Raw genomic sequence first — 26,997 nt, forward strand, 5'->3', positions numbered from 1 at the left:
TACCCGAGTTCCTCATCATTACTACCTCAGAGGCCTGTTTCTTCATCAACCAGGTTTGTTTATATTAATGCATTAATTAAGTTATTTTTGATGAGCAATTACGAGACCTTTATCAAGATATGCGAACGCATTAATTGCCCAAGGAGTTACGTAGGTTCAGTACTAAGTGAATTATCGAGACTAGGTGTGACGGAGATCCTTAGTGATGGTACTGTTGAGTTCATGGGCTTTAGACTATTGGGTAAGGGCCAGAATAGCCTTGTGTTTAAGTGCCGTGTTGGTAATGATTACTACGCCTGTAAGATTAGGCGTTTTGATTCATCAAGGCCAAATCTACTGAATGAGGGTAATTACCTAAGACTTGCTAATTCCATAGGTGTTGGACCAAGGTTAATTGGGTATGCAAGTAATGTATTAATCATGGAATTGATAAATGGTGCACCAATACAGAAGTACGTAATTATAGCAGATCCAATGGAGTTGAAGGAAGTTCTTAAGGATCTTCTTTGGCAATGCCGTAGGCTAGACTCCATAGGACTAGCGCATAATGAGCTAAGTAGGCCCCAGGACCACATAGTCATTAGTGGCGGTAAGGCCTTCATAATTGACTTCGAAAGTGCCAGTCTGAATAGTAGGGTTAGTAATGTTGCTCAATTACTAAATGCATTAATAATGGGTAGGGGCTTTGTTCAGGATCGTATACGGTCAGTTACGGGCATAAGCATTAATTTCTATGAATTACGTGAAACAATTAGGAGGTATAAATCCACGAGAAGTGATGCTGACTTCATTCAATTACTCAGGTTACTTAGCCTTAAGTAACTCTTGGGATAAATTCCATAGCTTGTCGCCAAGATGATGTATTACTTTAATGACCTTACCCTTCGTAGTACTCTTCATTTCATCCGAGGTCATTAGTGATATTCCAATGCCTACATATCTGCCCTTGAGATCCTTAATCATTAGTAAATCACCAATGCCGAACTCACCACTTATATCCTTTATTCCTGGTCTCATTACATCAGCTCCATTAACTATGTGTGGTACTGCGCCATCATCAACGGTTATTGTTGGATAACTAGGTATATACGTTGGATTAAGGTAGAAGTATGTTAATAATGGGATTACGTACTCCCTCTGGCCTGAGTCTATTTTCACTGTTAACTTTGCCACTAGGGGTTTATCATCTATTAAATATACTGTGGTTGTTTCATTTAATTCGTAAACCTCGACCTTCTTAGCATTTCTGAAAATTGGCCCCAACTCGCCAACTGCATTGCTCAATTCCTTAATATCCTTATTACTAAGAAAGTACCTCTTAACCACAGTAATTATTTGCAAGGCTCATTAATAAGTATTTAGTACGTAACTCAATATTTAATAGCAAGTATTTAACATAAGTAATGTGTCTTCAGAAATAATAACAAGGGCTGAGTTCGAAAGGATCGTGCTTAAGGTTGGTAAGGTCATACATGCAGAGAAGGTTCAGGGTTCAAGGAAGTTATTGAGACTTATTGTGGATGTTGGCGATGAAAGGAGACAAATAATTACGGGCCTTGCTGAGTTCTATAAACCCGAGGATTTAATTAATAAGTACGTCGTAGTAATAACGAATTTAGAGAGTAGGAAGATCTTTGGTTATGAGAGTCAGGGAATGATACTAGCATCATGTGATGAGAAGAATCCAACAATAATAACAATCGATAAGCCACAGGATGAACAAATAGGCAAGAGAGTTTGCTAGAGGTGTATTGTTTAAAATTCCTAGGCTAAAATCGATAACGGTGAATATAGAGTATTACATGCTAGATAATGGACTTAGGCTATTGATAAATAGGATTGAATTACCAACAATAGGCATAGCTGTTGGTGTTGGCATAGGTTCGATTTACGAAAATGAACATTTACGTGGCATAAGCCACTTTGCTGAACACATTATTTACAGGGCGTACCCAAACATTGACCTGGAGATAGAGGGGTTAGGCGGCGTTTCAGATGCATATACTGAACGAACACTCACAATATACCTATTCGAGGTAATACCAAGTGAGTTAAGGAATTTACTAAGGCTTATTTATAAAATGTTTAGTAATAGGAAGGTAAATAGTGAGGACTTCGAGAGGGAAAGACAAGTCATACTCTCGGAGATAAAAATGAGGAATGATGACCCAGGTACATTAATATACGATCTAGGACCCAGGGCATTGTTTGGAGATAGTGATTATGGGTATCCCATCATTGGTTCTGAGGAGAGTATTTCATCAATGACAACTAAGGACCTTGAGGATTTCCTGGAATCATACTATACACCGGATAATATGGTAATAAGCATTGTTGGCTCCATAAACATGCCAACCAATGAAATAATGGAACTATTCAATAAGTGGGATGGTAAATCAAGCCGTAAGAAAGTCCCAACAATGGGTAAGGGAGGACCCATAACTATTAGGAAGCCCATCGAATCGGCTTACTTATCATACTCCTGGCAATATAATGTAGTTAATGAGGACCCGTCCCTACTCTCAATTAAATCATCATTACTGGAATTTCATTTAGTAAATGGACTCAGCTCATACTTAATGTCTAGGTTCAGGAATAAGGGCTTAACATACACAATTGATATGGATAGGGATTACTTACCAGGTACGTATTATTATCAATTAGTAATATCGGCAGTTAATGAGGGAAGTATTGACATTGTGAAAGAGGAATTAACCAATGCCTTATTAAATATTAATGATGTCTTCAGGGATGAACACTACTTAAATAAGCGTATGAACTACCTTAAATACCTAATAAGTGATTACTTACGTAGGCCAACCCAAATGGCGGAGTCCATGAGTTATATGGAATTAAAGCTGGGGAATCATGACATTGAGGGATTCAATAAGGGGCTTGAGAATTATTTCAGGGATTCATTGAGCAACTTAATGACTAATGGTGTATGGTCTGCAATAATACCTTTATAATATTAGTGTATTACAGTATACGTAAACTTTACGTACACATATTAATGCGCTAATTAATATTATTAGAGTATTATTATTGTATTCCCGATTTTTCCTTAATCTCCTTAAGTAATAGTGCCATGGCATCTCCTGCCTTGCACCGTATAATTACGTCAGCAATATAATCAAGATCCGTGGATTCCATATTTATAATTATCACCTTACCACCCATCTCCTTAACGAATATTGGTATATAGGCGGCCGGATAAACAGATAATGAAGAACCAACTACCAAAACGGCATCGCTCATTAGGGCTAACTCCCTAGCCTTATCAAAATCCTTAACAGGCTCTCCAAATAATACGGTGTCAGGCTTAAGAATACCACCGCACTCATCGCAAAGCGGTGGTATTTGCCCACTATCTATCTTCCTAATAGCAACCTCCATTGGATAGGTGCGGCCACACGCAATGCATACGGCCCTCTTCATGGTGCCGTGAAGCTCTATCACATTCCTAGAACCAGCCACCTGATGAAGTCCATCAACATTTTGCGTAATAATAGCCTTTATAATCCCCATCCTCTCAAGCTCAGCCACCGCGTAATGCGCAGTGTTTGGTTTTGCCACAAATAACGTACTCATCCTCATCCTGTAAAACAACCAAAAGTCCTTTGGATTCTGCAGGAAATAATCAATTGATGCGATCTCAGGATTATATTGTTTCCATAATCCCTGAGGGCCCCTAAAATCAGGTATTCCTGACTCGGTGGATATACCAGCGCCTGTGAAGACTATTGCATGCCTTGCATTAATTAATATGTCAGCGGCCTTTTTAATATCCTCAGTATTGCATTGATGCTCACTCATTATCAATCACTATTTAGTACATAACCTTACTCAATTATAAGTATTAATCTCAATAAACACCAGGTCAAGAGAGTACTTTTATATTGGATAAAAGTAGGTGTTTTAGTGTGATGATCTGACGACGGCCTGACATAATTGATGAACGCGTTGGTTCTGAGTATTTAATGAAGGCATATAATTTACCTTTGTTCTTTAGTTGTTCGGTTTAACTAAATGTCAATTAATCATTGTATAAATAAACCTAGACTTATTTAGGTTTTGTTTTTGCATGACCTAACTCATCATAGATTTTATCAAGATCCTTTACGTTCCTGATCTCTATGGCATTTATTCCGTAATGATCCCTTAGGGATTCAAATGTTGGCTTATTATGGGCAATTACGTAATTAGCCGATGAAAAGGCGTATTTCTCCCAGTCCCTTATCGTTAGGCTTAGTAGGCTCATGGCGCCACCTGACCTAATTGGTTCTGTAGAATACGCACTAACTATGTAGGGTACCCTAAGCCTTTGAGAAATGATCTTAGCTATTACTGACGCGATCCATTCATGCGCATGTACGAGATCTAGGTCCCTGGGTATTACATAGGGTATCCTGGATAGTATTTCAACGAGTAGGAAGTGCATGTATGCAATGACATCACTAAACCAACTATCACTCACTGTATATATATGTACATTACCATCCATATAACTACCATCAAAATTAGCCGGGTGTACTAGGTATATTTCGTACTTATTAGACAATTGAGTGACTAAATCTCTTATTTGGAAGGCTAATGTTCCAATGACCCTATACGGTGGGTATTCTGTACTTATATGCAGTACCTTAACCACATTATTCAGCAGTAAATACTACTTAATTTAATTATTGCAGTTGATGTTAGATGGACCGAGTCGTTAATTGTATTTACGTAACCAAGCACCTTAAGTTTATCAACAATACTCCGAACCTCATCAATTCTCAAACCAACTATTCTCGCTAAATCCTCGAGTTTAACAGCTCTTTCCTTATCAATGGCAGCTAGGGAATGAAGGACCTGCATTATATTCCTTATCTTTGATTCATAGCTAGCTTCCACAAAGTGTTATTGATCAATTTCCTTATTAATAAATTTCTCTATCCTTAGTCCGTGAATTAAGGATTGAAAATATAAAAGTACTTATATAATTATTAGCTCGCAGTGAAAACGGTGTCTATAGAGCTAACAACGAATAAGGTGCTTTACGAACCTGACGAGGATATAATCATTAATATAATAGTAAGGGGATTAACTAGTAAGGAGGATGTAGAATTAACTGTAATTAAGGACTCGCAGGAAGTAATTAAGCGCATATTGCAGGCAATACCACCTGAGTCGGAAATTATGGATCACATAAAGATAAGTGTTGAGGGTACTTATGAAATAGGCGTTAAATGTTGTGGTTCCGAAAGCAAGGTTCCAATAATGGTGATGGAGAAGCCAGAAACACCCATTAGGTTCGTCTTGGTGTTTCATAATCATCAACCAATTCATAAATACCCAAACGGTATTTACCACGGTCCCTGGGCATTCCAACACACTTGGGCGCCGGAGTTCTACCCAATGTATAACGTGGGGCCCTACCTAGTACATGCAAGGTTTGCGAGTAAGTATAGGGTATCCATAACGTATAACCTAAGCCCAAGCCTACTATGGCAGTGGGATGACTTATTAAGTAATGGTACTTTCATTGAGAATAAGGATTTCATTGAGTATATTGGTACCTGGGACTCGAGAATAGCACTAATTAAGGAGGCCATTAATACATATTCTAAGTTGGCTAATGATGGTGTTATAGAGATCTTAACAAGCTTCCTTGCGCATCCAATAGCTGGTTACTTAATTGAGAGGTTTGATATTGATGATTTATTACGATGGGAATTGAGGAGAGGTAAGGAGGTTACTGAGAAGGTATTGGGTGTGAAGGCAGTTGGTATGTGGCTGCCTGAGCTGTATTTCTCTGAGAAGTTGAAAAACATATTGTGCGAGGAGGGTATTGAGTATACGGTGCTTGATGGTGTTTATCATCTAGGCGAGTCCATTAGGGATAAGAGCTCATTATATAGGATTTATAGGCATGATTGTCTAACAGTACTATTTAGGGATACCGCACTAAGTGACTTATTGAGTTTTCAATTGAATAAGGCTAGTAATGCTCAAGAGGCTGATGTCAATGCAAGAAGATTAATCATGGAATTAATGATGAGGATTAACTATGTAAAGGATGGAGTACTAACAATGGCATTAGATGGAGAGAACTGGATGATACTGCCAACACCAAATCCATATGCAGCACTACTTCTTGAAAGAATAATGATGTACCTATCACAGTCTAAGCTAGATGGTTATATAATGCCCGTTAGACCGTCAATTATTAAGGAATTCCATGACGAGATTAAGGAGATACCAACAACGTCATGGTTAGGCTCACCGACTAAGTGGATTAGTGAGAGGGCAGATATGCAGTCAAGGCTTTGGTCCATGGCTCAAGTCGCAATTGATAAATGGAAAGTATATGAGGAGGTTTTTGGTGATGATGAGGAATTAAGAATGTCCCTTGCAATGACATTAGATAGTGATTATTATTGGGCTGAGTTCATAAATATCAACCATATTGGCGAGTGGGCTTATTCCGTAATAAGCAGAGTCGAGAACGCGCTCAACGCCTTAGTAATAAGGTTTAGCCAAGGAAACAATCAAATAGAGATTATAATTAACAACAGGTGGATTAAGGATGCGAATTTAATAGTGGGTATTGAATTACCGGAAACGTATATGGAACATAATATTAAGGTCAAGGCCGGCTTCTCAGAATCAATAAGGATTAATGGTTTTAATAACATAAACCTATCATTATTAACACCAAAAACAAGAACACCAATAATGAAGGTAATTAAGATAACACGTAAGGCTATATGACCTCCTCCCCACCCTAAAGGGCGAGGCTTTAAGTTGTAACTTTAAGAATCTCAGATCCATTAATTATGTATGCTACATCCATGCTAGAAATCCTGGTGATCACATAATCATGCACGTAATTAATATCCACACCCTCATAACCAACTTGAAGAGCCAAGCCCCGCATTAATTCCCCCTCCCTCATAATATAGCCAAAGCCCCATGACCAAGCCCATGAAGTAAGCATCTTGAGAATATTTATAGAGTGTAATTCCTCACCCCTCATTAGCAATCGTACTAATTTAATTTCTTCCCAAGGATCAGGCTCTACCAAGGCTACATTATCAGTGCCAATCAGTGGTCTTAAGCCCCTCCTTATCATGGTACTTATTTTTGGTATTTTTCCCGTGAACTCCATGTTTGATCTTGGGCATGTAACCACGGGTAACATGGGCAACCTCATTATGTCTCCATCATTCAACTGCGTTAAATGAACAAATACAGTATTACCAATCATTAATGTGGATAATGCCCTATCTAAATCACCATCAGAATATGTATCCTCAGTCTCAGATACATGCGTACTTATGGGCAATCCGCGTGAGCCACCTAATTTTGAGGCTATTTTCAATTCAGCCATCGTATAATTAAGTGGTGATATTAATGATATACCAAACCCTCTATCAACAAAGTACTTTATTTCATCCTCAAACTCCTCATTAACATCCTCCTCCTCATTAGGTCTAACATAAGTCCTAAATACACTGGGCTCGGCTAAGGGCACGATACATAACCCCGCCCTCCTTGCCTCTTCAATAACGATATCAGTAAATGACTTACCGTATTCAATAATTGACAATAGACATCCAATACCGTAACTCCTAATTCTACGAAAGACCATAGCTAAACCATTTCTTAACGACTCAGGCTTGGCCTTACGTAAATAATAATACTTTAAGCCATATGGTGCGCCCACCACATCATCAATATAATACTTATTGAATAAGTCCATTAAGAAGTAATCAAGTACGTGAATATGAGCATTGGTTAATTGGGGCATTAGTATTACGTTGCCCAAATCAACAACGTTGTTACTACCTGGTATTTTCCCAATACCAATCACCTCATCATCAGATATATCGATAACAGCATCCTTAATTGGAATTAATTCCTGATCCACTAATGCTATTAAGGACTTAATGCTTAGTCTACGCATTTAGGAAAGTACAGTTTAAGTAAATTAAAATTAATGCTTTAATTAATGAGAATAGCAATTGTGGGTTTAAATACGGGAACCGCCATTTATGCGCAGTACCTTGCCAAGAATGGTCATGAGATAACAGTATTTACTGAGAATAGGGGTGATGTTGAGGTGATGGACCTACTACCGCATGCGCTATTGGATATAGTTAATAAGGAGTCCATTAAGTTATTCACTAGGAAGTATCTCGAGGATTTACTTGGAATAAGTGTTGTGAATACACGACTTCAGTCAGTAATGATTAAGGGAAACAATGTATTACTAGCAAGTTCATTAGATGGACAATACCATAAGGATAGGTATGATAGAGTAGTGATAGGTTCTGAGTTATCAATAAAGGAGCCAGGTAATTGTGTAAGTATTTATAGAACCGTTCTTTCACAGGGTTATTACTTAGTTAATGGTAATGACATTGGCAAAAACACTGAGATATTATTATTCATGGCTGATTTAGGTGGGTATGCAGTTACGAATTCACCATTGGCAATGGATGATGACCTCATCAAATCCATACCAATTAATAGGGCTGGTGAGACCAAGGTATGTTTAACTACCAATTATGAGGTTGTTAAGCCCGTAATAGATACCATTAATGAGGACAATCGATTCATCGGTAAAGGATTCACCATGAGAGATTCCTTAAGTGGTGCTGACTATGTCGTTAACAGGGATTATCAATTAATCATTATGGGCAAGTTATTAGCATTGAAGGACCTGGATATCATAGATTCATTGCCTCTAATGCCTCGCCTGGAACTTGGTTTCTCTAGGGATTGGTCCTTTCTGTCCATAGGTTTAACAAGGAATGAGTTAATCCCTATCTTTAGGGATTTATCATCATCCAGGATTGCGTATCACTCATCGGATAGTGACATTATCGCTAAGGTTATTCATAGGGGTAATAAGTTACTAAGTATTCAAGTGCTGACGAGAGGAGTTAGGCTCCTAAATTGGTTTTTCTCTATTTACTCCATGGTTATGCTTAACAAAGTTGCTTACCTAGTACTTGATATGGGTTATGAAAGAACTTTCAACACATTACGAGGATTACTTGAGCAATTGATGCTGAATTTATATAATATATAGGTAATCATTATTAGTAAGTTGACAAATAAGTTTTATTAATAACCTAACGATACATTAATCAGTGCCCGGCATACTGGCTAACGTTGATTATGAGGAACCACTAACTAGGTATAGGATAAGGGAGGTGCTTATTGAGGCCCGTAAACGGTCAATAAGTTACATAGATAAGATGAAGCAGGAGGTGCTTGCTGATTCATTCTACGTGCACTATAGACAGCCAATAATGAGAATGCCTGTTGAGAATGAGGATATGGAGGCATCGCTATGGAGGTTCGTGGTCTCCACGTACATAAGGAGTGAGACTTATAATGACGTATCCAGAATAACTAGGCTAAATGGTAGGTTATCCAGGGTTATGGCAATAAAGCTACTCAAGGTGTATAATAGCATACTAAGTAAGATGGATAGAAATGAGGCCTTTAGGCAAATGGTCGAGTCCGCAATGGATCGGAGGAATTCATCCTCCAGGGAGAGTAGGATGAACCTAGAGCGGGAGGTTCGATCATTAATAAACTTCTACGTCGGTAGTATGAAGAAGGTTAGTGAGACCGTTAATAAGGTTAAGATGCTCTTTGGGGATTCCGTAGGCCATGAAATAGCGGACATATTATTAAGCACAGACATCGACCCATACAGGCTTAGGCTAATCTCAATGCTAAACTCATTAATTAAGTTAATCGTGGATACAAAATATACTGTGGATACTGTTGATGATACTGATGCTGAGCGTGTTGGTACCATTGGCGGTGTTAAGCGGATGACGAAGGCCTCGGAACTTAAGGACATGATACCAAGCGAGAGAATGCTTATGAAATTCGCCAAACCAGTCTTTGCATATAGACTAGCCATGGGCAACGTACTAGTCAGGGAAAGAAGAGCCATCAAGAAGCCCAAGATATATATGCTTATTGATAAGAGTGGTTCAATGTTCTATACAGTTAACGTGAATATATTCGAGGTTGGTGCCATTAGTAAAATAACATGGGCAACAGCCCTAGCCGTAATACTGGCAATGAAGGGTGGAAGCCTAGCAGTTAGGTTCTTTGATCAGCAGGCATACCCAATATTGACTAATAAGAAGGATGTCATAAGGATGCTGCTGTCATTAATACCACTAGGTGGTACTGACATATCGAATGCCGTGAGGGTATCCGTTCAGGATGCATTGGATAAGTCATCATTGAGAGAATATAAACTTGTTGTGATAACTGATGGTGAGGACGATAATGTCGACCCAACAGTATTTAACAGGGCTAAATCAGTATTTAAGTCAGTTAAGGCATTATTAATTGGCGGTGAAAATAGTATTATTGAAGAGAATGTAGACACAATAAAGATCCAGGAATTAACGAGCGAAAGCCTATCCCATACAATTAAGAAGATTTAGTCCCTTTTACTGGTGCTTTGTGGGAATTATTAATAATTACTGGTAATTAAGTACTAAGTAGACTCGAACTCTCGAAACAATTAATAGGTGAATCGCATACGACAACTTGAGTCTCAGTAATTTCACTAATGCCCATATTTCTTAACACGTCCAAGACTTTATCCATTAGATACCAAGCAAGGCATTCACCAGTAGCTCCCTCAGGTATGCAGGGAATTTCGACATACTCGTTGGGTGTTAATTCCCGAGTCTCCTCATTCATTGACTTAATGTATTTACCGTCAAAGGCGCTAATTATGCCCTGAATCTCATGCCTAACCTTATCAATATCCATAATCAGTGTTCTTCTACCGTTCACACATAGTCTTATGGTTATGTCATAGTTATGCCCATGGATGTTTCCATAAACACCACTAAACCTAACCCTATGAGCTCCAGAGAACATGAACCTCATGGATAGGCAGGTAGTCTCAACCACAGTACTAGCAATAATACACATAAAAATGCATTTCCCCATAAATTAACCTAAGATGGTTGGTAAGGTCATAATTGCCGGAGGTGGACCTGGTGATGAGGGTTTACTCACGTTAAGGTGCATTGAGGCATTAAAGATGGCAGATGTTATTATATATGATAGGTTAATACCTAAGTCTGCACTGAGGTATGCACGTTCAGATGCTAGGCTCATTTATGCAGGTAAGGAGCCAGGAAGACATGTTATGGAGGAGGACGAGATAATAAGGATTATGATAAATGAAGGAAGTAATGGTAAGATCGTGCTTAGGCTTCACGGTGGTGATGCATTCCTATTTGGTCGAGGATTTGAAGAATGTACTGCCGTATTAAATGAAGGTATACCCTGCGAGGTCATTCCTGGTGTGACATCAGCAATAGCAGTGCCAGAGGCGTACTTAATACCACCCGTATTACGTGGTGTCTCAAGCTCCGTAGCCATAGTGACGGGTGTGGAGGATCCCAGAAAGGGCAGGTCATTCGTGAACTTCAGGGAATTAGCCAAGGCTGTGAATACCATTGTAGTTTTAATGGGTGCATCAAGAATTAATGAAATAGCCAGGGAGTTGATCGAGGGTGGTATTAATCCTAATACATACGTGGCAATAATAACGAGAGCCTTCATGAAGAATAGCAAGATCATAATAACGACAGTGACTAAATTAGCCACGGGACAAGTCAATGCTGAGAACCCCTCAGTAATAGTAATTGGGGATGTTGTACGTGAAGGATTGAAAGCAATGAAGGCAGTAGGAACAAACTTTGAGCTAAACGTTTAATAGGAGACACCATGGACTAATTACTAGTGATGAAGCACGAGCGTGGCGGATAATGATATGACGAACTTGCGCCCATACTGACTTAAATCATTAAGGTTATGTATTAAAGTATTGGTACAAAGTGGTAATTCAATTATGAAGAGGATACTAGTATTAACGGAGGTTGAACTCCCAAGTGACTTCCCAAGGCAAGTTGAGCATTATCTCAGTGACCTAGTCCGGGTTGAGATGAGGAGGACGGACTTTGAGGGATTGAAGTCACAGTTCAGAGACGTCAGAAGGGGCCAAATAAGGGCCGACGCGCTCCTTGATTACTTGGAGCCCAGGGTCAAGAATTACGAGGGATTCGACAAGATAGTACTTGTGATCAACGACAATGGTTATGTGGAGGGACTAAACTTCGTATTTGGGGTCGCAAAGATAGGCGGAGCACTGGCCCTGATATTCACGAAGAGATTACGTGGAGAACAATCACTTTATCAACTGAGAATACTTAAGGAAGTACTCCACGAACTAGGTCACTCCTTCGGACTAGACCACTGCACAGACCCAAGGTGCGTCATGTACTTCAGCAACACAATAGAAGACACAGATAGGAAAGGCCCAGGATTCTGCCAAAGATGCATGGCAAAACTACAATTAATACTACGCTGACCGCATAATATAAAAATATACCTTATTATTTTATATTATTTTGTATTCTACATTAATTTATTAATTTATTTTATATACTTTATTAATTTAATATTTTAGATTAAAGTTTGGTTCATTAGACCTTCGTTAATTATGGCGACATATCTTCCGGTGATGATTGTACGAAAGGATTGCTTATATTAGACAGGTTATACCTAGGGTAAAAGGATATCGCATATGTCTAATGAAATCTATAACATTCTTCGGAATGCAATATTACGAAAGGCACAGAATCCTCATGCTCAATTTATTTTACCTAAAGATCAACAGATTATTTCGGAATATTTTAAGTCTAATTTATATACTATTATAAAATAGGTATTCATTAACGATGAAAACGACTTAAGGATTCTAGCAATATGGGATAGAAAGGAAAATAACGCTTGCCTATTCAATATAGATGAAGTAATACGATTTTAAGTAACCAAGAAATAAAGTTCTCTAATGAGGGAATTATTAAGATAGGTAGTTTCATGAGTATTCAGAGAAAAGGAGGTTTGCTTTAAGATTGAGATCGTTTAAATTCTATAATCCTAAGTACTTATTTATTACTTCATCAATATTGTTTACATTTCGTAAATCTATATTCATAATCTTTGATGGCACTGGAATAGCTAAGTAGTCATCTTCTAACAGCCTTGTCCAAGTCTCTGAGATTCTCCTACCAAATACTTTTATTGTTTCTTTAAATATTGATGAGTTATACCAAGCAGCAATTAATGGATTATTAGTCTTTATTACGTAGAAGTTCTTTGATGCACATAAAGGTCTTTCTGAATAATTGGCAATGACCTTATTTCTCTCTAGATCTATCTTATCGTGAATAAATATATATCCATGGGGTTTCTTAACCTGAAGTTGTCTCCAAACATGCTGATACCACCTACTCCCAAACTTCAAAGCCGGTATGTTTAAGCCCTCGCCCCATTCTACGTATTTCCCTAAGTCACCCTTGGGTTCCTCGGTTATTGCTAAGACGTAATATTCAGGGTCACTTATATAAATATTATCATTGTAATACTCAGGCTTCCTTAAGCACTTAACCAAGTATTTCCTGGGTATTACAAGTTTTGTACCATTACTCCTATTGCTTATAATAATTGATGACTCATCCTCTCTCACAATAGCCCAGTGGGCATTAGGAATGAAGAAGAAGTCCGGGCCATACATCTCAACGCCTCTGGCAATTTCATGTTTATTTAAATAACGTAATAAGCCATTATCCAATGCTCTCTCTATAATTGAGATAAGCATGCTCGCTCTTTCATAATTAAATAGGCTGAGCCAATTCCTATCTGCAAAAGCAGGCAGCTTTTGCAGATTTATTGTACCAGTTTTCCTTAACTTTCCTTCATAATAGTAAATCTCCGTCTCTACGTTTGAGCCATCAATAAAGCCTATTAATCCGCTTTTCTTCCTGGCAAATATTATCAATTCCTTAAAGCCACTACCATCACTAAATGACGGGGTAATCCTATTCTCCACAAGTCCAATCACGTCATACCTCGACTTTAGTAATTTCTTAGCACCTTTACCCTGCTCTGTATAGAACGTGGATGCAGGTATCACGAGGATTACATAACCACCATCCTTAAGTATGTAGTCTATCAAGAAGAAGGAAAGGACGTGAAGGCCAGGGTCCCTTCTCACAATAAGCTTACCATAACCCATTGAGTCCATCAACCTTATTAATTCATCTCTATTACGAACTAAGTGCCACCTAACGAAGGGCGGGTTCGTAATAATGAGGTCAGCCCTATAACTCCATGCAATCTTAAAGGTATCGCCACATACTACTTCGACATTATCATATAGTGAGGATAAAATTTTACGAGTTAACTCACAAGGTCCTTTGTTGATCTCTATTGCTATTACCTTCTTAGGCTTAATAAGGTCATTAATAGCTGAGAGAGTGGCGCCAGAGCCTGCGAACGGATCCATAACAATTATATTTTTTCTGTAATCTTCACTTAATTCCTTAAGAAAATTCCTAATTACGGCTAAGCCATCACGGCTTGTATAATATGACGAAGTACTCTTCCTATCTACACTCCTCTGAATCTCATACTGCTCATCAATTAAATACATTAGATTCCTCACCTTATAACTTTATTAATTTTAAATCCCTGGATTTTATAGTTTCCGTTGAGAAATACGTATTTTTCTCTCAATTATTTAACCACATTTCCTCATATTCAGGGTTAATATTCCTCATTAAACACTAAATTAGGCGCATCATCATTACACGGGCAGTTTAACAAAAATAATTGTGAAGATACAAAATCCTATGGGTATTAAGGTCCTAAGTTGGTTACTACTATTAAGTATTAGTAGGAATGAAAAAAGTAACACGGTAACTACCAGTGTAAAATCATTGAAACAAAATATGGAAGAGGTGACGATTGATGTCGAGCTCGAGCTTGAACCTACTGAAGGTAAGCAATAAGTTAATCATCGGTCTACGCATCAAGAAGGAACTTGATGCTTGGGACCTAGTGCAAGTGCTCAATGGTTTGAGGATTACCGTAATAAAGGATGAGGTGAGCTCCATAATACTACATACGCCAACCCACATCCCATTGTTCACTGGTATACATAGAGATAGGATAGGGCATTTGCTTAATAAGTGGGTTGATTACGTGGAACCACTACCATCAGGAATAACACTTAGCGTAATCGACAATGTATCGATGAGTTTCTCGGAGGTTAAGGTCAAGGCAATACCAGAGGTTCAGGTATCCACACCCACTATAATAACAATGTGCAAGCTAGGCGATAACCAAGTGAGGTACTCATTATTCCTAAGAGGAAGTACCCATGGAAAAACTGACATACTCTCATGCAATAATAAGGCATTTCTACCGCAGCTCAGGGATAACATAGACCTAGCCCTCAAACCGTCACCAAAGCCAGGGCATATGTTCATGACAAAACACTATCCAATAGATATAGACCTCACGAGACACTTGATAGTGCTTGGCGCCACAGGCTCGGGAAAAACCACGCTCGTGAAATTACTAATAAACAATGCCCTCCAAAAAGGCATGTTTAATAAGATCGTAATCTTCGATCCAACAGGTGAATACTCGCTATACTTAATGGGTCGCGGTTACGTGGCCATACCCGGCATAGACATAGCGGTTAATCCACTGACGCTACCACGGCATAGAGCTAGTGAACTACTTGCAATGGCCATTCAAGCGGCTGCGTTCCTGTATGGCGAGAACGATAATGGCGGATTCTCATTCATTCAGTTAGAGGTTCTTGAAAAGGCCTTTGAGAGACTTGGCGATAGAAATACCCTGAGGGATCTATACATTGCGTTGAATGATCTTGAGCAAGAGTTGAGGAGGAATGATTATTTGAACGCGATCTCTGCAGTGAGGCGTAGGTTGAGGAAGGTGATGATAACTGCGCTCATGAGGAATGTGCTAAGCACGAGTGCTATTCAGTCCAGGTTATTAGTCATAAACATGGCGCCACTTTACTTCGTATCTCAGATTACCGCGATAATATTTACACTAACATTCCTCGAGGTGCTCAGTGGTATGCTCAATAATTCCCTCATTGTTATTGATGAAGCTCATAGAATTCTCAATAGGTATGTGGTTGGTGAGTCGATTATTGAGAGGTTGATTAGGGAGGGTAGACATGATAGCACTACGCTCGTTCTCGTGACTCAGAATCCACTTGATATTAAGAGGAATGTGCTTGACATTGTCGGCCATTACGTGGTCTTTAAATTGAATGGTAAGTCTGCAGTTGAGGCTGCGGATTTGCTGGGTATTGATAAGGACATTGTTATTAAATTGAAGTCTCTCGAGTTTTATTACCATAGTAATGACATTACCGTTAAGGCATATATAATGGGTAATCCAGGGATTAACTACTTAGTTGCTTCAGGCATTATTTATAGGAGGTTGCTTGAGAACGTTAATGACCAGGATTATGTTAATTCCATGATTAAGAAATTTGGGCGTTCACTAAGTCCTGTATTGATTCCCCAAGTCATTGAGCTGGGCAGGAGGTTGGGTTATGATGTCAAATCCATTATTCAATTGGCGGCTAAGAAGGACCCCGAGTACTTCAGGCTGCTTTCTAGGGTGATTACTGGTGAGGAGTAAATTAATAATCGTCATTATTGCCGCTGTTACTACTTACCTTATTGACCATAGGGTTTACCTGATTATTATTAACACGTTAATACCCCTCATCTTGATTAAGGACTTAGTTGGATTTAGGGAGCAGGTTAGGTTGTTTATTAATGATGGTGATCCCATCGAATCTGTGAGAATTAGTCTGGCGGGTATTATGGTGAATGGCAGGGAGTTGGTGGGTCTTAGGGTATTGGGTGTGACCTATACCTTTGATTCTGCGTTCGAGGAGGCACTGGCTAGGGCTCGTGCATTGATTCGCTTATTTTCAAAGTATAGGATTATCATTCTAGTGTCGTCGAGTGGTGATTACATTATTGGTATTGATAAGGATACTTATCAGGAATTATTTACTGAGCTTGAACGATTAAATATTAAGGTTGTTAGAATTAATGGTTTTGAGTTGGCTAATGCTTTGAGGCTGCGTGTTAGGCGCAGGTCATTAGTTAGGCTTCCGCTCCTCCTCCTATTCATTCCGCTCCTAATTACAGTTTCGGCTTATGTATTTCTTATATTTCCCATATTGTATACTATTTACTCCATTGGTGATTTATCGAGGAGGAAATTTGTAATTAATGCAGAATTTAACAATGAGGTTGTTCGTGATCTAAGGGCTACGATGGTCATGGATAGTACGATGATCAAGGCTGAGGCATTAAGCTTTAGGAGCAGGATTTTCCATGCTCATGCAAGTATTTTACTAGTGATATCGAGTAATGATGAGTTAAGGGACTGGGTTAAGAGCACCGCTAGTAGGGTGTACAGTAAATTCTTAATGCTTAGGCACGTTAGGTACTTCCTTAGTTATAAGGATTTTGAGGTTACATTGAGAAGGATTCAGCAGGGTGAGGATGTATACTCGCTCTATCTAGCTAGCACCGCTAGGTTTGACTCCTCATTTAAGTGGAGGTGGGTGCCATCATTGCCGATATCAAAGGTTCTTAATGCTAATTATAGCCGTGCATGGTCCATGGAATTGAACCTAGCAACACTCACACCATTCTCACTTCAATTAATTAATGAGAAACGCGGTTTAGCCATAATTGGTAAGGACGTTAACGGTAGAGATATTTATTGGTCATTCAGTGGGTTGAGTCCTCACACCTTGATAATAGGACCGACTGGCGCGGGAAAGACCACATTGGCCATGAGTATTGCCTATCAGGTCAAGCGGAGGTTGGGGAGTAATGTTAGATTAATAATAATTGACCCTCATGGGCATGCTAACATCCTTAATAGGTTGATTAGTATAAGGATTATCGATTTAGGTAAGAGCAGGGTTGTGACAAATGAATTATCTGCATTAATTGAATCAATACGAATGTCAAATCCACTGCTTTCAATAGGCACCGAAGGTGCATTATTACGTATGGCAGGTATTGGTGGTGATGGAATTTCGAGCATTAATGAATTGCTGAAACGGCTTGAGGAATTGTCAAATAATATAATATTGAAGGAGGCATATTATAACCTGTATAATGCGTTGGCGCCCATTATCAATTATTACAATGACTTTGGTAGAAATATGTTACTTAATATACATGATCTGCTTAATGATGACATTATTTTCATAATGAAATCAATATTGAGCGATGAATTATTGAGGTATTTAACAATGCTCATACTACTTTCAGTTACTAGAAGAGCGGTTTCTGAATGCCGTAATCCACCATGCCCATTGAAATACTTAGTAATTATTGATGAGGCTCATAATGTGCTTAAGTTACCGAGTGAATATAGGGTGCTTGGTGTTGATGATCCTGTGGAGAGGATGTTTAGGGAGTTGAGGAAATTCGGTGTAGCGTTATTCGCATTGATGCAGCCGCCACTCAATGTCCTTAATGAGGGTATTTTAGGGAATGTAGGTACTACAGTTATTCTATCAGGGAACTCGCAATACGTTTCTCATGTAGCGTCAAGTATTAATGGCATGGACAATGATGACACACTATGGTTATTGAGTGGGCAATATAGGGCTTTAGTTTTGCACCAGGGTGAGCCTAGGTCTATTAGGGTGTCTCAGCTTTATGTTCCTAGGGAATTAATAATGAAGAAAACTAATGAGTAATTTTGAGGGGGAGTACGTAGTGGGTAATATTCAACTCATTTCATCACCATTAAGTTCATTATTGTCATTATTGTTTAAGTAATATGACCGATCAGATACAAAAACCTCAACCTTTTTAGCATTTAAGTTCTTGGCTATATGTTCAAAGGCGGCCATTGGATTTGTATGATTACCACAGGTGTATACGTCAACCGTTGCATAGGCATGCTCAGGCCAGGTATGGATTGATATATGGCTCTCGGCAACAATGGCGACTACGGAAATTCCACCATTAACCCCAAATTTATAATAAAATGTTGATACTACTAATGCACCTGCAATATCTGCAGCCTCTCTAACGATTTTTAGTAAATACATCTCATCCTTAAGTAATTCTCTATTGCAGCCATATAGATTTCCATATACGTGTACTCCATACACCAATGCATTCCTTTCCCTACCCCCCAACTCTATTAAGGTTTGGGCTGTCATCTCCCCCTATATTGAACGTTTTTTGAATAAAGCGTACCCAACCCCTATATAAACATATCCCCCTAAAAGTCAATGGTATTATCAGTGAAATTCGTGATACATTATGTTCTCACGGCCTACTCTATTGGGGATAAGTGTTAAATACTTCAAGTGTAATTTATTTGCTGAATGGAAGAGCTTAATTATTTTAAGAATGCGTATGTAGAAATTGGAAATTTTATTCTGAATGCCCTTAATGCCATTAATATTAAGGATGTCGAGTCCTTCATAAACGCCCTAATAAATGTTTATAAGAATGATAGGAAGGTGCTCGTCGTCGGCGCTGGTAGATCAGGTCTTGTGGGTAGGGCATTCGCAATGAGGCTCATGCACCTGGGTTTTAGGTCCTACGTACTTGGTGAGACCATAACACCCAGTGTTGGCGAGGGTGATCTCGTGGTTGCTATTTCAGGTAGTGGTACGACGACGATGGTTGTAGCCGCAGCTGAAGCAGCTAAGAGAATGAAGGCCATGATTATTGCAATAACGAGTTATAGAGACTCACCACTGGCTAGTTATGCAGATTTAGTTGTTCAGGTGCCCGGTAGGACGAAGGTAGCCAAGATGGATGATTACTTCGCTAGGCAAATACTTGGTCTTCATGAACCACTGGCGCCCTTGGGAACGTTATTTGAGGACACAACCATGGTTCTCTTAGATGCAGTAATCGCAGAGTTAATGTATAGGCTTAAAAAGACGGAGGATGAGATAAGGATGAGACATGCAAATATTGAGGTACCCTAAAATTATTAATTATTATATTCTTCTTTATTATCTTGACTCCTCCTCGCTTTCCATAGCCCTAATACCAACATTTACCAAGCGCTTAAATACTCTATCAATCAGTCTAACATAAACTCCCTTCTGGCCAACGAAGGCTCCGAAGGCATTTCTCCTAACAATAATCATGAGTTCAGGACCTGCAAAATCAACATCGACAATGTGCTTACCAATCCAGCCAACCGGGTGCAATGCCCTAATCCACTCCCTGAAGTTAAGGTTCATCTCCACGGTCCTAACCCTCAGGTTGCTCTCACCCTCAATCGCCTTAATCCTCTCACCACCCTTACCAACCACCCTACCAAGGTGACCCTCCTTAGCTATTATTAATGCGTCAGGTACGTTCTCACTCTTAATGCCGAGATTTTCCTTATCCTGCTTGAACTCGATAACAGTAACCACATCAGCATCAGGTGCATGAACTCTTATTAAGTCAAGTATTTGTCTCTCCACATTGCTTAACTCCCTCCTTCTCATCCTTAACTCAAAGGACACCTTAACACCCCTCTTCGCGCCTGGTCTAACTATGTCCTTGAGTCCAAGGTCGATGACAACGGCATTTTCTTCATTAAGAAGTACCTCCCTAAGTAATGTCGCGCCGTCCTTATCAACACCAAGTGGTCTCTGAAGTACTGGGTCACCCGCAATTATCAATCGTGAATTCCTACCAATCCTCATGAGAATCTCAGCCGCGTTCTCAGGCTGGGTGCTTTGGGCATCATCTAGGAATATTAATGAATCATCAAAAGTCCTACCCCTTAGGTAGGATACATCAGTGACCATAACCCTACCATCCTGGAGAAGCTTTGTTATCTCCTCCCTATCCATTAAACCCTCGAGAATGTCCTCAAGATAAGTCGAGGCAATTCTGTAGTATAGATCACCGAGTTCCTCAGGCGTTAATGACCTGCCCGTACTCACATCAACCACGGGCCTAGCAATTATAAATCGCTTATAGGTCCCTGCAAGTACTGAGGATATGCCATACACACATGATATTAGGCTCTTGCCAGTACCTGTTGGTCCAAAAACACCCACTATCTCGTTCCTCGAGTCCTTGAGTGCGTTCAGGAACCTCTCTTGCCCAATACTCATGGGCTTAATCTTATCTAGTAATGATGACATCGTATCATGATTAATTAATGGGTTTTTAAATCCTTACTTGTGGCTAACCAAACGCCGCCTTCACAGGCGTAATCCTCTCACGGCAAATCTCCCTGGCGAGCTTGACTGGGTCGTCAAAGTACCTAATCCTAATAACTTTCCTCTCATCGATATACTCAGGAAATGCCTTAGGCAGGTTATCACTGCTTAAGTTTGTTCCCGTTAAAACATATGCAGGCTTACCCATTGCATAGGCAAGTAATACCTCAATAATTGTGCCAGCGCCTCCACCCAACGCCACAAGAGCATCGCTGGACCTAACCATTATGACAGACCTACACCTAAACTCGCACCCACTGTCAATCCTAATGGCATCACTTGGTAACTCAACATCATGTCTCTCCAGGGGAAGTATAACAACGACTTTGAAGCTCAACTTCAATGCTTCATCGACTATGGACTTCATGAATCCCCAATAGCCACCAAGTAATAATGTGATTGATGGGCATTGGGAATGGAGTTCCTTGAGGAATTCCCTAGCCATGGCTTCATTTTTCGGATCCACAGGGCTAGAATGAGCTGCTATGGCTATCTGCATTATGACTACGTTGGACTAGTACTTATAATATTTAATCCCTCATCGGCTACTTAGTACTTCCTTGAGCATCGGTATTATGTAATTATCAATTATGTAATTAATAACATCCCTACAACCATTACAGTTAATAGTTGATACTCTAAATACGGGTATTGAATTATCAATAAGGGCTACATTACTCAATGCCGTGCCTACCTCGCTTTCCATTGCTATATCAATCTTATTTATAAGTACAAGCGTTGGCGCATTGAAATTGTCTTTAATCTCTCTCAACAGGTTTACTTGCTCTATTAGTGAATAGCCACTATGATTTGTTGGGTCTACTATGAAGACTATGACTCTTGCCAAGTACTTAAGTGCCAGTATTGCCTGAAGTTCGATCCTATTACGTTCACTTAACGACCTATCAAGGAGTCCGGGTGTATCTATTACCTGAACCTTCACATCGTTGAGTACCGTGAAGTGACCAACATGTAACTCCTTAGTAGTGAATGGATACTCAGCAACCTTAGGCTTACCACTACTCACACACCTAACGAAGCTACTCTTCCCAACATTAGGCATGCCAGACACAACTATTGTGAATAGATTTGGGTCTATGTTTGGTAGTTTATCGAGTTTTGTTGCTGTGTTCTTTAGGAAATCAAGTTCCGGCTTCAAATCCATGAGTAGGTTCCTTATCCTGGCTAAGAAGTTCCTCCTCGCCCTGGTTATGTCATTACTCGTCGTTGCTGATTTAATGGATAAGACAGTATCCTTATAAATTGATGAGAGGGCTTTCGTGGCATGACCAACCTTTGCCAGGGAGTGCTTATACATGGTCCTATCAATCATTAACTCAATCAACTCCCTATAGAATGGATGCAGGGAGTCTAGGAAGGGCATTCCAAGGGCCACATCACGAAAGGCATCGCTTAAGTACCTCCTAACTTCCCTAACCCTCCTCAACTCAAGCCTCCTCAACCTATCAATGCCAGGTTCAACACTCGGATTCCTAGTCTGAAGGCTAAAGTAAACACCAATCACGGCATTCCACAACTCCTCACTGGTCGGTACATGAGGTACCTTAATCACGTTAATGACCAGCATCATTACCAAGGTCCCCTTAATAAACGTTTAACCAAATAATATACATAACCTAAATAGCCACAGTAATTAATAGGCGATAATAATTAGTTAATGAGATGAGCATTAGCAAATTGAGCGTTGCAGGGCTCCTAATATTCATTGGCGTGGCTGAATTCCTACTACTAATGCTCATTGCAGAGGCGCTTTACCCAGGATACTCCGTCTCCCGGAATTACATTAGCGACTTGGGTGTTGGGTCGACGGCAGTTATATTCAACTCCTCAATAATAATCATGGGCCTCCTACTAATAATTGCTGCAGTCCTCGCATGGGGACTCAGCAGGATCTTCGCAATAACAATAGCCCTAACGGGCATTGGTGCAATGGGCGTTGGCATATTCCCAGAGACCATACATCCATTCCACCTAATCTTCGCATTAATAGCCTTCCTATTCGCATCAATATCGTCATACCCAACAATAAGGATATCGAGAAGTCCAGGCAGGGTACTATGGCCAATACTGGGTACCGTGGGCCTAATCGCCCTAATACTATACATACTGAATATGTACCTGGGCCTAGGTCCCGGTGGGATGGAAAGAATGATAGTATACCCAAACCTAATCTGGGCCTTAGCATTCGCGGCAGAACTAATGAACTACCCATCACAAAGATCTAAACCCTAACAACCGAAAAAACTTAAATCCCCAATAAAAACACAAACTCGCCCCGGTAGCTCAGCCTGGTAGAGCGCTCGCTTGGTATGTTAACCCAAATAGCGAGAGGTCCCGGGTTCGAATCCCGGCCGGGGCTCCATTTAAGGCATTTGTTCTTCATTTGATTTTGTGGCCTGGGTGGAGTTACTGACTGTTTAATTAGTTATCATTAGTTATCAATTACAGTAACATGTATTATCACTAAATTAACTTTTTAATTGATATGGTGTTAACCCAACTCAACTTAGTTATGACTTAGCTTCAATAGGTGTTAATGAATTTAGCTTAGTTAATGGGTTAAACTCCAGCATTGTGGTGGGCCCATTTCTATGGACGCTCATTGGGTTGGCAATTACAGTTCCCATAAATAATACCAAGGGTTACTTGGTTTGTAACCCTGGTTAGTGTGTCTGGGATTTTCAATATCCCAACCTTTGGCTTCGTGGTTAATGTATCGGGTTATTACGATCATGCATTGAGTTGCAAGTCATGACTGCTTCTCGGCTGGTTTTCTCTTTCTATTAAACATTAATTTTTTATACTTCCCTGGGGTTTGGTTTTGTAATGGATGGTCAAGAATTGAGGCAGAGGCGTGGTGCGCCAGGTTATAGGGTTACTAAGTTACCATATAGGGTTAGGGTTTACCTGAATAACCAGGTCTTGATACCAGCGAATTTAGTTAGGGTTTTAGGTATTTCTGGGCTTAAGTATGCGGTCATTACTGTCTCATACAATGGGATCCTAATTACTGTTAAGGGCGTTAAGTTACTGAGGACTAGGCACACGGACTCTAGGCAGTTTACTATTCCTAGGGAGGTTAGGGAGGCCTACGGGATTAGACCTGGCGATGAAATCGAGATAATAGACATAAAGCCCTTCAGACTCTCCTAATTGCAAACTGGCCCATTAATTATAAACCTCTCTATGTATATGGTCGTGTTAACCACGTAATTGGCATACACAGTTATCGCAATACTCCCGTAATACTTATTGTATATTGTGATTAATGATTCGTTATTATCTATCGTTAGGTCTATTGTATACCCATTAACTTTTATGTATGCTAATGTTATGTTTAACAGCCTTAAGTATTCGGGACCCACCCATGAGTACTGTATTACTATGTCGTACTGACCTGGTGGTAATGTCACATTTACCATGAACCAAGTCCCAGGCGGCTCATTGGATGTGTGGGCTATCTTGCCATTAATTGCCTGCCCATTGATTAATGAGACTGTACTTGGCGTTATGTTTAGGGCGACTGGTTCGCATATTACTGGTTTGCCTGTGTAATTCGCCCTTAGGACCAATAATGAGTTTCCAAGCACCATGTATACTCCATAGCCCTCCATTAATGCCGCATTCACATACTCATTATACGGCGTGCCCCACCAAGTGAACCAGGGGCTGTTCGGCTGAGCCACTATGTACTCGGGCCTTAACCATGGGTACCACTGTGTGTAGGCGTTTATGTTGTTTGAGAATGGTGGGTATAAATTATTCTGGACAAGCACTGTGGCGTTACTCGGTATTAATCTCAATGCATTCCAAATTTCGTAATCAACCCTAGTCAATTGATATTGAAAGTGAATTAGTGGGCTAACGCCGAGGAGCACTATTAACGTTGAGATCAGTATTAACGCCATTAACCTCCTCTGCTGCTCGGTGTGTGTTTTCGACACGGCAATTAGTGACGACAATATTATGAACGGTATTGAGAATGAACTATACTGGAAGAATGGGCTGTAGTAAATGACATCGTTCGTTAAGAAGGATGCCAGTGGCCACGTAAGCGATGGGAGGACCAGCGGGTCTAGGAAGGATGTGAATGCCGTTGGTGCGTAGAGCTCTAGGAAGTATAGGAACTTCTCAGTGCCATGCATTGAGTATAGTCTCGGTATCAATAATGGGTCCTTAATGACTGAAATAAGGATGCCGAAGCTAAATGATGAGGCGTATTGCTCAGGTAGGCCCGAGAGTGGGGATGCCGTTGTTGGCCCGAGTGGATTGAGAACAGTCTTCATCCATAGGGCGATTAGGAGGACGACCATTGATATCGCGATTGTTAATACACCATGAATTAATTCACGCCTTCTCCTGGCATTAATAATTACGTAATACAGGCCAAGCAGTGTCATGGGTATTGGTGCAAACTCGATGGTACCAAGCGTAAGTAGTAACATTGGGTAGTAAATTCTCCACCTCCTCGTTATTAGGAAGTACGTTGAGTATAGGGCCAGGGGCATGAATATGGCCTCCATGTGGAAATCGAAGGAGTTTACACCCTGGACCAATGGGTTCACTAGGTAGATGATTGCAAAGAAGGCGCCTAACCAATCCCTACCCAAGTATTTACCTAACCAGTAAATCGGCAGTGCGCCGAGGGCTATGAGTATTGTTTGAGCCACAAGTAACGTGGCTGGGCTTGGGTATACCGCGTATATGGGCAGGAATAGGAATAGCGTTGGTGAGAAGTGGACGTCCAGGAAGCTATAGCCTATTGGCCCTGGCCTCGGTATTATCGCCACATCAACGCTCTCATAAAGCAGCCTATGGTAGTACAACGTTGACGCCAATGCCTGGGCGAAGACGCCAAGGTCTGCGGCATGGGTATGGAAGGTTAGGTATTTCAATAATGTATAGTATGACATCAGCACGATGTATACCGCTATACCGAGGTAAACCACCAGGCCACTAGCACTGACTGGTCTCCGCATTTACTGAGGTCATGGTTAAGGAATTATTAAGTAATTACTTCATGAAATCAAGTATTGATGGTCCACCGCTCCTCTCATGCTTAATCTCCTGGCAATTAATGCTTATCGAACTTAACCCCTCATTACTAACCTCGAGTATTATTGGCTTCCAAATGTTTGTGAACGCGGCATTAATTATATAGGAATTACCGGACTTAACGCACCTAGTCACGGAATTGTGGGCATGACCATGTATTGCAATAACATTATTACTAAAGATTGCATTCTCTAAATCCCTAACCCCAAGACTCGGCCAAATCCTTGGGTCCTCACCCTGGAGGGTCTTAAACGTTGGTGCATAGTGTATTAGTAGGATTGTTAATTCCCTCGATGAGTTAATGGTTTTCTTAAGCCACTCAACCCTGCGCCTATACGTATCCGCTATGTGAGGTATGTGCTTTAATTGCCACGTTGTTGGTCTCTCCAGGGATCCCTTTGAACCGATTATCCTGAGTGCCACGTCATTTATCGTTAATTTAATCACGTCATCATCAAGCCACTTAATGACACCGAGTTCTCTGGCCTTCGGCATGACCTCATCGTATTCCTCATTGCCTGGTACAGCAATTATTGTGTCACTTAGTTTCTTTAGTTCGTTGATTAATATTTTCAATCCCTCAATCTTCCCCTCCTCCATTAGGTCACCTGCTATGAGCACGGCATCGAACCTGCCAATATCCTTAATAGACTCCCTAAACCTTGGGAAGTACTTTGGCGAGTGAATGTCTGCTGTGGCGAGTATCCTAGCGACCATTTAATAGGTGGTAAAGCATATTATTAAATTACTTT

General features: G+C 40.1%; 26 protein-coding genes and 1 tRNA gene. 14 read left to right on the top strand and 13 right to left on the bottom strand.

What is annotated here, in order from left to right:
- Positions 1 to 90: 90 nt before the first annotated feature.
- Positions 91 to 822 carry an RIO1 family regulatory kinase/ATPase domain-containing protein gene (locus VMUT_RS09550; RefSeq protein ID WP_013605213.1) on the top strand — a complete coding sequence of 244 codons (732 nt, stop codon included), beginning with the start codon at positions 91 to 93 and terminating at the stop codon, positions 820 to 822.
- Here VMUT_RS09550 and VMUT_RS09555 read toward each other — a convergent pair.
- Positions 805 to 1,326, bottom strand: a complete 522-nt coding sequence (locus tag VMUT_RS09555; protein ID WP_048057008.1) for a DUF1947 domain-containing protein — start codon at positions 1,324 to 1,326, stop codon at positions 805 to 807. The genes VMUT_RS09550 and VMUT_RS09555 overlap by 18 nt on opposite strands.
- Positions 1,327 to 1,405: 79 nt before the next feature.
- Between VMUT_RS09555 and metG the strand changes: the two genes are divergently transcribed.
- Together metG and VMUT_RS09565 are read left to right on the top strand one after the other, a co-directional pair.
- Positions 1,406 to 1,744 (top strand): methionine--tRNA ligase subunit beta, encoded by a 339-nt coding sequence (gene metG / locus VMUT_RS09560; protein ID WP_013605215.1) that lies wholly within the window; start codon positions 1,406 to 1,408, stop codon positions 1,742 to 1,744.
- A gap of 40 nt (positions 1,745 to 1,784) precedes the next feature.
- Positions 1,785 to 2,969, top strand: coding sequence for a M16 family metallopeptidase (locus VMUT_RS09565; protein WP_013605216.1), 1,185 nt, complete (start codon positions 1,785 to 1,787; stop codon positions 2,967 to 2,969).
- Between the two features lie 73 nt (positions 2,970 to 3,042).
- On the opposite strand, the gene cobB is transcribed toward VMUT_RS09565, so the two are convergent.
- From cobB to VMUT_RS09580, 3 genes are all read right to left on the bottom strand, one after another.
- The gene (gene cobB, locus VMUT_RS09570) at positions 3,043 to 3,816 is read right to left on the bottom strand and encodes an NAD-dependent protein deacetylase (protein WP_048057277.1); all 774 of its coding nucleotides are present in this window, start codon (positions 3,814 to 3,816) and stop codon (positions 3,043 to 3,045) included.
- 247 nt (positions 3,817 to 4,063) lie between these two features.
- Positions 4,064 to 4,651 carry a glycosyltransferase gene (locus VMUT_RS09575; protein ID WP_013605218.1) on the bottom strand — a complete coding sequence of 196 codons (588 nt, stop codon included), beginning with the start codon at positions 4,649 to 4,651 and terminating at the stop codon, positions 4,064 to 4,066.
- A gap of 5 nt (positions 4,652 to 4,656) precedes the next feature.
- Positions 4,657 to 4,896, bottom strand: coding sequence for a hypothetical protein (locus VMUT_RS09580; protein ID WP_013605219.1), 240 nt, complete (start codon positions 4,894 to 4,896; stop codon positions 4,657 to 4,659).
- Between the two features lie 111 nt (positions 4,897 to 5,007).
- Between VMUT_RS09580 and VMUT_RS09585 the strand changes: the two genes are divergently transcribed.
- On the top strand, positions 5,008 to 6,756 hold the full coding sequence (locus VMUT_RS09585; protein WP_013605220.1) for a glycoside hydrolase family 57 protein: 1,749 nt from the start codon (positions 5,008 to 5,010) through the stop codon (positions 6,754 to 6,756).
- 28 nt (positions 6,757 to 6,784) lie between these two features.
- Here the strand turns inward: VMUT_RS09585 and VMUT_RS09590 are convergent, their stop codons facing one another.
- Entirely contained in the window at positions 6,785 to 7,951 is a 1,167-nt protein-coding gene (locus tag VMUT_RS09590; protein ID WP_013605221.1) for an amidohydrolase family protein, read from the bottom strand.
- A gap of 45 nt (positions 7,952 to 7,996) precedes the next feature.
- Between VMUT_RS09590 and VMUT_RS09595 the strand changes: the two genes are divergently transcribed.
- Complete coding sequence (locus VMUT_RS09595) at positions 7,997 to 9,082, top strand: hypothetical protein (RefSeq protein ID WP_013605222.1); 1,086 nt, start codon at positions 7,997 to 7,999, stop codon at positions 9,080 to 9,082.
- A 61-nt stretch (positions 9,083 to 9,143) separates the two neighbouring features.
- Positions 9,144 to 10,469 carry a vWA domain-containing protein gene (locus VMUT_RS09600; protein ID WP_013605223.1) on the top strand — a complete coding sequence of 442 codons (1,326 nt, stop codon included), beginning with the start codon at positions 9,144 to 9,146 and terminating at the stop codon, positions 10,467 to 10,469.
- Positions 10,470 to 10,515: 46 nt separating this feature from the next.
- Here VMUT_RS09600 and VMUT_RS09605 read toward each other — a convergent pair whose 3' ends face one another.
- Positions 10,516 to 10,968 (bottom strand): 6-pyruvoyl trahydropterin synthase family protein, encoded by a 453-nt coding sequence (locus VMUT_RS09605; protein ID WP_013605224.1) that lies wholly within the window; start codon positions 10,966 to 10,968, stop codon positions 10,516 to 10,518.
- A 31-nt stretch (positions 10,969 to 10,999) separates the two neighbouring features.
- Between VMUT_RS09605 and cobA the strand changes: the two genes are divergently transcribed.
- Together cobA and VMUT_RS09615 are read left to right on the top strand one after the other, a co-directional pair.
- Positions 11,000 to 11,761: a uroporphyrinogen-III C-methyltransferase gene (gene cobA / locus VMUT_RS09610; protein WP_013605225.1), complete on the top strand. Its 762-nt coding sequence runs from the start codon at positions 11,000 to 11,002 to the stop codon at positions 11,759 to 11,761.
- A gap of 135 nt (positions 11,762 to 11,896) precedes the next feature.
- On the top strand, positions 11,897 to 12,415 hold the full coding sequence (locus tag VMUT_RS09615; RefSeq protein WP_013605226.1) for an archaemetzincin family Zn-dependent metalloprotease: 519 nt from the start codon (positions 11,897 to 11,899) through the stop codon (positions 12,413 to 12,415).
- 564 nt (positions 12,416 to 12,979) lie between these two features.
- On the opposite strand, the gene VMUT_RS09620 is transcribed toward VMUT_RS09615, so the two are convergent.
- Positions 12,980 to 14,542 (bottom strand): N-6 DNA methylase, encoded by a 1,563-nt coding sequence (locus tag VMUT_RS09620; RefSeq protein WP_048057009.1) that lies wholly within the window; start codon positions 14,540 to 14,542, stop codon positions 12,980 to 12,982.
- 317 nt (positions 14,543 to 14,859) lie between these two features.
- On the opposite strand from VMUT_RS09620, the gene VMUT_RS09625 reads away from it, so the two are divergent.
- Positions 14,860 to 16,578 (top strand): ATP-binding protein, encoded by a 1,719-nt coding sequence (locus VMUT_RS09625; RefSeq protein WP_048057010.1) that lies wholly within the window; start codon positions 14,860 to 14,862, stop codon positions 16,576 to 16,578.
- Positions 16,568 to 18,676 carry an ATP-binding protein gene (locus tag VMUT_RS09630; RefSeq protein ID WP_013605229.1) on the top strand — a complete coding sequence of 703 codons (2,109 nt, stop codon included), beginning with the start codon at positions 16,568 to 16,570 and terminating at the stop codon, positions 18,674 to 18,676. Before VMUT_RS09625 ends, VMUT_RS09630 begins: the two co-directional genes overlap by 11 nt.
- 30 nt (positions 18,677 to 18,706) lie before the next feature.
- Here the strand turns inward: VMUT_RS09630 and speD are convergent, their stop codons facing one another.
- Positions 18,707 to 19,147: an adenosylmethionine decarboxylase gene (gene speD, locus VMUT_RS09635; protein ID WP_013605230.1), complete on the bottom strand. Its 441-nt coding sequence runs from the start codon at positions 19,145 to 19,147 to the stop codon at positions 18,707 to 18,709.
- Between the two features lie 168 nt (positions 19,148 to 19,315).
- On the opposite strand from speD, the gene hxlB reads away from it, so the two are divergent.
- Entirely contained in the window at positions 19,316 to 19,930 is a 615-nt protein-coding gene (hxlB, locus tag VMUT_RS09640) for a 6-phospho-3-hexuloisomerase (RefSeq protein WP_013605231.1), read from the top strand.
- Positions 19,931 to 19,957: 27 nt separating this feature from the next.
- On the opposite strand, the gene VMUT_RS09645 is transcribed toward hxlB, so the two are convergent.
- From VMUT_RS09645 to VMUT_RS09655, 3 genes are read right to left on the bottom strand one after another with little or no spacing between them, the layout of a single operon-like run.
- On the bottom strand, positions 19,958 to 21,091 hold the full coding sequence (locus VMUT_RS09645; RefSeq protein ID WP_013605232.1) for a PhoH family protein: 1,134 nt from the start codon (positions 21,089 to 21,091) through the stop codon (positions 19,958 to 19,960).
- Positions 21,092 to 21,134: 43 nt separating this feature from the next.
- The gene (locus VMUT_RS09650; protein WP_013605233.1) at positions 21,135 to 21,668 is read right to left on the bottom strand and encodes an LOG family protein; all 534 of its coding nucleotides are present in this window, start codon (positions 21,666 to 21,668) and stop codon (positions 21,135 to 21,137) included.
- 39 nt (positions 21,669 to 21,707) lie between these two features.
- Positions 21,708 to 22,760: an NOG1 family protein gene (locus VMUT_RS09655; protein WP_013605234.1), complete on the bottom strand. Its 1,053-nt coding sequence runs from the start codon at positions 22,758 to 22,760 to the stop codon at positions 21,708 to 21,710.
- A gap of 92 nt (positions 22,761 to 22,852) precedes the next feature.
- Between VMUT_RS09655 and VMUT_RS09660 the strand changes: the two genes are divergently transcribed.
- The 3 genes from VMUT_RS09660 (at position 22,853) to VMUT_RS09670 (ending at position 24,343) form a co-directional block, all read left to right on the top strand.
- Entirely contained in the window at positions 22,853 to 23,422 is a 570-nt protein-coding gene (locus VMUT_RS09660; RefSeq protein ID WP_013605235.1) for a DUF998 domain-containing protein, read from the top strand.
- 40 nt (positions 23,423 to 23,462) lie between these two features.
- Positions 23,463 to 23,552: transfer RNA gene (locus VMUT_RS09665), tRNA-Thr, on the top strand.
- Between the two features lie 464 nt (positions 23,553 to 24,016).
- Entirely contained in the window at positions 24,017 to 24,343 is a 327-nt protein-coding gene (locus VMUT_RS09670) for an AbrB/MazE/SpoVT family DNA-binding domain-containing protein (protein ID WP_013605236.1), read from the top strand.
- Here the strand turns inward: VMUT_RS09670 and VMUT_RS09675 are convergent.
- A complete protein-coding gene (locus VMUT_RS09675) occupies positions 24,340 to 26,169 on the bottom strand; it encodes a DUF2079 domain-containing protein (RefSeq protein WP_013605237.1) in 1,830 nt (609 codons plus the stop codon). The genes VMUT_RS09670 and VMUT_RS09675 overlap by 4 nt on opposite strands.
- A gap of 34 nt (positions 26,170 to 26,203) precedes the next feature.
- Complete coding sequence (locus VMUT_RS09680; protein WP_013605238.1) at positions 26,204 to 26,962, bottom strand: metallophosphoesterase family protein; 759 nt, start codon at positions 26,960 to 26,962, stop codon at positions 26,204 to 26,206.
- Positions 26,963 to 26,997: the final 35 nt, after the last annotated feature.

Source organism: Vulcanisaeta moutnovskia 768-28, assembly GCF_000190315.1.
GTDB lineage: Archaea > Thermoproteota > Thermoprotei > Thermoproteales > Thermocladiaceae > Vulcanisaeta > Vulcanisaeta moutnovskia.